The organism is Streptomyces nanhaiensis (genome assembly GCF_046614825.1).
GTDB lineage: Bacteria > Actinomycetota > Actinomycetes > Streptomycetales > Streptomycetaceae > Streptomyces > Streptomyces radiopugnans.
Genome location: NZ_JBKJFM010000327.1, coordinates 1 through 1,723, shown reverse-complemented (window position 1 = coordinate 1,723; position 1,723 = coordinate 1). Strand labels below are relative to the sequence as shown.

Below are 1,723 nucleotides of genomic sequence, written 5' to 3'. Positions count from 1 at the left end.
GAGCGCGGCGACCTGCCCGCGGGCGGCTACCGGCTGGCGGCCGGCCGGGCCGACGGCGTGGACGGGCCGGGCGGCACGGTGGCGCTGGCCGGCGTCGGCCCGGACGGGCTGTTCCACGCCGCGCAGACGCTGCGGCAACTGGTGACCACCGGCGAGGGCGGGGCGCGGATCACCGGGGCCGTCGTACGCGACTGGCCCGCCTCCCCCGTGCGCGGCACGGCGGAGGGCTTCTACGGCGAGGCCTGGCCGCACCACGAGCGGCTGGCCCACCTGGACTTCATGGGCCGCACCAAGCAGAACCGCTATCTGTACGCCCCCGGCGACGACGCGTTCCGCCAGTCGCGCTGGCGCGAGCCCTACCCCGCCGAGCGGCGCGCGCAGTTCCGCGAGCTCGCCGAGCGCGCCCGGCGCAACCACGTGGTGCTCGGCTGGGCCGTCTCGCCGGGGCAGTCGATGTGCCTGGCCTCCGGGGACGACCGCAGGGCCCTGCTGCGCAAGATCGACGCCATGGCCGCCCTGGGGGTGCGGGCCTTCCAGCTCCGCTTCGAGGACGCCAGTTACACCGAGTGGCACTGCGACGCGGACGCCGAGCGCTACGGCACGGGGCCTCAGGCCGCGGCCACCGCGCACGCGGAGCTGGCCAACGAGGTGGCGGCGCACCTGGCGCGGCGGTACGGCTTCGGGCGCGAGGCGGTGCCGCTGTCGGTGCTGCCGACGGAGTTCTACCAGGACGGCCCGACCGAGTACCGCAACACTCTCGCGGAGAAGCTGGACGCGGACGTGGAGGTGGCCTGGACGGGGGTGGGGGTCGTGCCCGCCACCATCACCGGCGGCGAGCTGGCCCAGGCCCGCACCGTCTTCCGCCACCCGCTGGTCACCATGGACAACTACCCGGTCAACGACTACGCCGGCGACCGCGTCTTCCTCGGCCCCTACACCGGCCGGGAACCGGCCGTCGCCAACCGCTCGGCCGCGCTGCTGGCCAACGCGATGGAGCAGGCGACGGCCTCGCGCCTGCCGCTGTTCACGGTCGCCGACTACGCCTGGAACCCGCGCGGCTACCGGCCGGAGGAGTCCTGGAGGGCGGCCGTCGAGGACCTGGCGGCGACGGGCGGCGGGACCGGGGAGTCCGCGGCGTCCGGGGAATCCGGGGAATCCAGGGAATCCGGGGAGCGGGCCCGCGAGGCACTGCACGCCCTCGCCGCCAACAACTCCTCCTCGGTGCTCGACGAGGAGGAGTCCGCCTACCTCGCCCCGCTGCTGGACGCCTTCTGGAAGGCCCGCGCGGGCGAGGACGACGAGGAGTTCGCCGCCGCGTCCGGCCGGCTGCGCGACGCCTTCGCCGTCCTGCACGACTCCCCGGAGAACCTGGCGGACGTCGCCGGCGGCGCCCTGAGCGAGGAGATGCGCCCCTGGGTGCGGCAGCTGGCGCGCTACGGGCGGGCCGGCCGGCACGCGCTGGACATGCTGGCCGCCCAGCGGCGCGGGGACGGCGCCGGGGCCTGGAAGGCGCGGCTGGAGCTCCAGCGGCTGCGCTCGGAGGCCCGCGAGAGCGGCGTGACGGTAGGCGAGGACGTGCTGCCCGCCTTCGTGGACCGGGCGCTGAAGGCCGCCGACGACTGGTCCGGCGCGCGCGGCGGGGCGGAGAAGGCCGAGCGCTCCGGCGAGCGGGTGCGCGGCGGCCCCGCGCCGCTGCCGGGCTCCCCGCCGGAGCACGCCGTCG

At 76.8% G+C, this 1,723-nt stretch carries 1 protein-coding gene; it reads left to right on the top strand.

Features of this window, described 5'->3' with window-relative positions; genetic code table 11:
- Nucleotides 1-1,723: beta-N-acetylglucosaminidase domain-containing protein (locus ACLIYP_RS30365; protein ID WP_412716286.1), on the top strand; the 1,723-nt coding region annotated here is incomplete at both ends.